This is a genomic window from Candidatus Binatia bacterium (assembly GCA_036382395.1).
In the GTDB taxonomy this organism is placed as follows: Bacteria; Desulfobacterota; Binatia; order HRBIN30; family HRBIN30; genus JAGDMS01.
The window spans coordinates 1-5,400 of the sequence record DASVHW010000340.1; the positions used below are offsets into that span (position 1 = coordinate 1).

A 5,400-nucleotide genomic window follows, 5' to 3' on the forward strand; every position below is an offset into this window, starting at 1 on the left:
TCGGTCAGCGCGTTGAACAGGATCACCTCGTCGAGACGGTTGAGGAACTCGGGGTTGAAGGTGCGCTTCACCTCGTTCTTCACCATGTCCTCGACTCTCTTCGAGGTCATCTCCTCGTTCGAGCTCTCGAAGCCCAGCCCCCTACATGAGTATTATGAAAACCACGTCTTCCGGCGTGGTGTTTTGTTGTTCAGCCGCTATCCTGCCAACGGCGGAAACCGCCCTGCAATGCACTCGGAAGCCGAAAAACACCCGTATCGCATCAATAAATCCCTTGCCTGTCGCGTTACTTAGTAGGTAAAATCCGCGCGCATCTCTCCCAAGTATTCGCGGGGTGTTTTGTCCCCCCAAACTCAGGCATGTGCAGGAGCGTGCTTGGTCCCGCGGTCAACCGGGGTTCCCCAGAACAAGGCGGGGTAGGGCTGTTACAGGGTCAAAGATGGAGCAATCACATGGGTAAGCGGAAATTCGCTTGGGCGGACGTTGCGCTCGGCGCAGTGGTCAGCCTGCTGGTGCTGGGTGTCTTCTGGATGAACCTGGCCGAGGGCCTGGAGGGCAAGCTGTACGACATGCGCGCCCGGCTGCGTGCGGGCGCCAAGAGCGCCGAAAACGTCGTGCTGATCGGCATTGACGACGACAGCATCAAGGCGATCGGGCGCTGGCCCTGGCCGCGCTCCTACATGGCCGAGATGGTCAACAAGCTCGCCGAAAACCAAGCCAAGGTGATCGCCCTCGACATCTTTATTTCCAATCCGGAAATCAATCCCGGGCTGGAGGAAGTCCGCAAGCTGAAGGAAGAATATGCCGCCCGGACGAACCCCGTGCAGCGGAGCGGAAAGGACGAGGCGGTTGTCAACGCCGCCGTTGCTGCCGCCAAAGCCAAGAGTGGCGCCGAGCAGGAATTTGTCACCATCCTGACCGAGGCCGAGAACCGCCTCGACAACGACACCAAGCTGGAAAATGAGATCGCCTTTGCCCAAAACGTCGTGCTGCCCATGTCGTTTACCGAGGGCGCGCCTGCCGGCAAAGTGGACAAGCAGATTCCGGAAGCTGTCGACAAGAACTTCGTCGCCAACGTGAAGTCCGACGGCAACATTACCCCGACTAGCGACTTCACGCCGCCCCTCGATCGCTTTGCCAAGGTTGCCAAAGCGATTGGCCAGGCGAACCTGACGCCCTCGCCCGACGGCGTGCAGCGCGCGGTTCCGCTGGTGATGGACTTCAATGGCCGTTTGTTCCCATCGTTTGCGCTGCAATGCCTGCGCGCCTTCTACAGCCTGGAGTCGGACGACTACCGCTTTGTCCCGGGCAAGGAACTGGTGCTCGGCCGCGCGCATATCCCCATGGACGCGCAAGGGCGCCTGATGGTGGATTACGCCAAGCTGCAGAACATCACGGCCTACAAGTTCAGCGACGTGCGCGCCGGCAAGATTCCGCCCGAAGCTTTCCAGGGCAAGATCGTCATCATCGGCATGATCGCGACCGGCGGCGGCGACCTCTACACCTCTCCCGTCGGCACGCAATTTCCGGGCATGGCGATCCACGCCAACGTCATTCAGAACGTAATCAACGGCCAATACCTGATCCGTCCTGAGTGGGCCGGCAAACTTGAACTCGGCCTGCTCATCCTGTTCGCGCTGTTCGTCTCGCTGGCGATTCCGCACATGAAGGCGGGCGTCAGCGCGATCATCGCCGTGGTGCTGCTGGCGATCGTGATCGGCGGTGGCATCTATCTGTTCACCGCGCACGGTTATTGGCTGAAGATGGCCTATCCGGCGCTGATGCTGGTGGCCGGTTACACGGTCGTGGTCTCCAAGCGCTACCTCGTGCAGGAAAAGCGTACGGAAGTGTTGGAAGGCGAATCGGCCGAGACGAACAAGATGCTCGGCCTGTCGTTCCAGGGCCAGGGCATGCTCGACATGGCCTTCGAGAAGTTCCGCAAAGTCCCGATCGACACCGGCATGAAGGATACCCTCTACGGCCTGGCGCTGGATTTCGAGCGCAAGCGCCAGTTCAACAAAGCGGTGCAGGTGTTTGAGCACATCGCGACGGTGGACAAGAACTTCAAGGACATCGCCGAGCGCTCGCAGAAGCTGCGCATCGCCGGCGAGACCATCATCCTCGGCGGACGTGGCGGCATGAAGGGCGGCGGCGCCGATTCTACGGTCATCGCACAGGGCGGTGGCGTAAGCGATCTGGCCAAGCCGACGCTGGGCCGCTACGAGGTGACGAAAGAACTCGGCAAGGGCGCGATGGGCGTGGTCTATCTCGGCAAGGACCCGAAGATCAACCGCGAGGTCGCCATCAAGACCCTGCGCTTCGAGGACGAGTTCGATGCCGAGGACACGAAGTTGATGAAGGAGCGCTTCTTCCGCGAGGCGGAAAGCGCCGGGCGCCTGGTGCACCCGAACATCGTGACCATCTACGATGCGGGCGACGATGGCGACATCAGCTACATCGCCATGGAGCTGCTCAGCGGGTGCGACCTGAAGGACTACACCACCAAGGGCAAGCTTTTGCCGGTCAACGAGACGCTGGAGATCATTGCCAAGGTTGCCGACGCGCTCGACTATGCGCACTCGGAAAACGTGGTGCACCGCGACATCAAGCCGGCGAACATCATGAAGTTGAAAGACGGCAAGATCAAGGTGACCGACTTCGGCATCGCGCGCATCACGTCGCAGTCGAAGACGGCCACGGGAACCGTCATGGGCACGCCGAGCTACATGTCGCCGGAGCAACTGGCCGGCGCCAAGGTGGACGGCCGCGCCGACCTGTTCTCACTGGGCGTTACGCTGTACGAGATGCTGACCGGCGAAAAGCCGTTCACCGGCGAGACGGTGGCAACCTTGATGTTCCGCATCGCCAACGCCGAGCACCCGCGGATTGAGACGGCGCGCGCCGACCTGCCCGCGGGCATCGCGGTCATCATCGACAAGGCGCTGGCCAAGAACCCGGAACAGCGGTACCAGCGCGGCGCCGACATGGCAGTAGATCTGCGCGCGCTCCTCGCCAAAGGCGCGGGAGTGGGAGCGTAGTTGGCAGTATCGGTTCGAGTTCGGGTTTCAAGGCTCAAACTTGCTACTTCCGGACTCGAACCTGAAACCCGAAACTGAACTTTGAGACTCACATGAGCCTGACGGTCGAAGTCGCCGCGAAAACCGATGTCGGATGCGTACGCACGAATAACGAGGACAACCTCGGCTACGACTCGCGCTACGGGATCTACGTCGTGTGCGACGGCATGGGCGGTCAGGCGGCCGGCGAAGTCGCCAGCAAAATGGGAGTGGATACCGTCCTTACTTACTTTCGTGAGGCGGCCAAGACCCACAAGTACCCGCAAGTCGGGGAGAAGGTCGAAGGGGTCAGTGATCGGGCGAACCGGCTGGGTAGCGCGATCCGGCTGGCCAACGAAGCGATCTACCAGGCCGCCGTCAAGCATGTGGCCCACTCGGGAATGGGTGCGACGATTGTTTCCGTGCTCATGGACAGTGGCTTTTTCTCCGTCGGGCATGCTGGCGACAGCCGCATTTACCTGGTCCGCGCGGGCACTCTCCAGCAAATCACGCGCGACCACTCGCTGGTGATGGAGCAAGTGCGGCGCGGGCTGATCACGCTGGAGGAAGCGAACGCGTCGGAGATGCAGAACATCATCATCCGCGCGCTGGGTCCGGAAGAAAAAGTGGTACCCGATCTGGACGACATGATGGCGCTGCCGGGAGACATCCTCTTGCTCTGTTCCGACGGGCTGACGCGCCACGTGCCCGACGACAGTCTTCTTGAAATTATCCAGGGAACGGTGACTTTGCAGTTGATGGCCGACCGTCTGATCGAGGCGGCCAGAGAGGGCGGAGGCAGCGATAACATCACGTGCTTGGTGATTCGCTTTGTTGCCCTGTCCTGGTGGAAACGAATTCTCCGCAGGTTGTTTGGTGGAGGGAGTCCGAAATGGCAAAACTCTATTTGAAGTTCGAACAGGCAGTTCTGAAGGAATTTGCGTTGGCGCAGGGTGTGGTAACCATCGGGCGCCTACCTGACAATCTCATCCAGATCGACAACCTCGCGGTCTCCGGCCACCACGCGAAGATCTATTTTGAACAGGATCACTACGTGCTGGAAGACAACAACAGTCTCAACGGCACGTACGTGAACAACCGCCGCGTGAGCAAAGTTGCCCTTAAGGACGGCGATGAGGTCATGATTGGTAAGCACGTCCTCGCCCTCAAGGACGAGTGGCACGAAGACCAGGCCGGCTCGAAGACGCAGCCCCTGCCCGTCGAGAGGACCATGCCCATGGTGCCGACGCTGGATTCCACGGTCGTGCTCGACACCAGGAAGGCCAAGGAGATGCTGGCTCGCTCCGCGTCCGAGGCCGCTGCATCCGCCGCGAGACCGCCTAGCGCTGGCGCTTCCGCCGGTGCTCCCCCTCGCCCTCCCGCTCCGGCGAGGGAACGCACTGGCACGCTCATGATCATGGCCGGCAAGACCGATCAGAGGCAGTACACCCTGTCCGGCAAGCTGAGCGTAATCGGCAAGTCGGATATGGCGTCGATCAAGCTGAAAGGTTGGTTTGCGCCCAAGGTCGCCGCCGTGATCAACCGCCGCGACAGCAAGTACTTCATCGCCGCCTCGGAAAAGGACATCAAGGTGAAGGTGAACAGCGCCCAGATTTCCGGACAACATGAACTGAGCGAGGGCGACATGATCGAAGTAGCCGGCGTGAAAGCCACCTTCGGCTACGCCGACTAGCACCAACGTGACGCAATTGCTTGAGGGGCGCGGTACCACGCGCCCCTTTTGCTTTTTCGAGGTATTTCGGTATCTCGCTTTATCGGTACGAACACTCCCTGAGCGCTGTGCTGATTCGAGGGCTTGGCCACTGAAATACTGAAATACCGATCTACCGATTTACCTCGATCCACTGATCGCACTCGCGCTTCGCCTCGCCCCATCTGCTACACTTCTGAGTTTTTCCACTCATCGAGGCACTTATATGGACATCAAGACCGTCGCAGTTTTGGGCGCGGGCACCATGGGCAACGGCATCGCGCACGTATTCGCGAAATCTGGTTTCCGGGTGCTGTTGCGCGACGTGGAACAGGTATTCCTCGACCGCGCCCTGCAGACCATCTCGAAAAACCTGGAGCGCGAGGCCAGTAAAGGGAAGATCACCGCGGAGCAGCGCGAGCAGGCGTTGAAGAATATCGAAAGCGGTGTCGGACGCAGCGGCCTCGACGGTTGCGACTTTGTGATTGAAGCCGCGACCGAAAAATTCGACATCAAGGCCGAGCTCTTCCGCGAACTCGACCGGGTGTGCCGGCCCGAGGTCATCCTCGCCACCAATACTTCCTCTATTTCCATCACCAGGATCGGCGCACTCACCAAGCGTCCGGACAAAGT

4 protein-coding genes are annotated in these 5,400 nt (G+C 60.4%); all 4 read left to right on the forward strand.

All coding sequences use genetic code 11. The features are described 5' to 3' along the window. Positions 1–497: 497 nt before the first annotated feature. Positions 498–3,038: a serine/threonine-protein kinase gene (locus tag VF515_16310; GenBank protein ID HEX7409194.1), complete on the forward strand. Its 2,541-nt coding sequence runs from the start codon at positions 498–500 to the stop codon at positions 3,036–3,038. A 92-nt stretch (positions 3,039–3,130) separates the two neighbouring features. Beyond that, complete coding sequence (locus VF515_16315; GenBank protein HEX7409195.1) at positions 3,131–3,967, forward strand: Stp1/IreP family PP2C-type Ser/Thr phosphatase; 837 nt, start codon at positions 3,131–3,133, stop codon at positions 3,965–3,967. Then, a complete protein-coding gene (locus tag VF515_16320; protein HEX7409196.1) occupies positions 3,949–4,749 on the forward strand; it encodes an FHA domain-containing protein in 801 nt (266 codons plus the stop codon). Before VF515_16315 ends, VF515_16320 begins: the two co-directional genes overlap by 19 nt. Positions 4,750–4,993: 244 nt before the next feature. After that, positions 4,994–5,400, forward strand: a 407-nt coding sequence (locus tag VF515_16325) for a 3-hydroxyacyl-CoA dehydrogenase NAD-binding domain-containing protein (protein HEX7409197.1), incomplete at its 3' end; no start/stop codon positions are given.

What these genes read in the sequence shown, in the direction of transcription:
- VF515_16315 (HEX7409195.1), top strand. Translation starts at nt 3,131, where the DNA reads ATGAGCCTGACGGTCGAAGTCGCCGCGAAAACCGATGTCGGATGCGTA.
- VF515_16320 (HEX7409196.1), top strand. Translation starts at nt 3,949, where the DNA reads ATGGCAAAACTCTATTTGAAGTTCGAACAGGCAGTTCTGAAGGAATTT.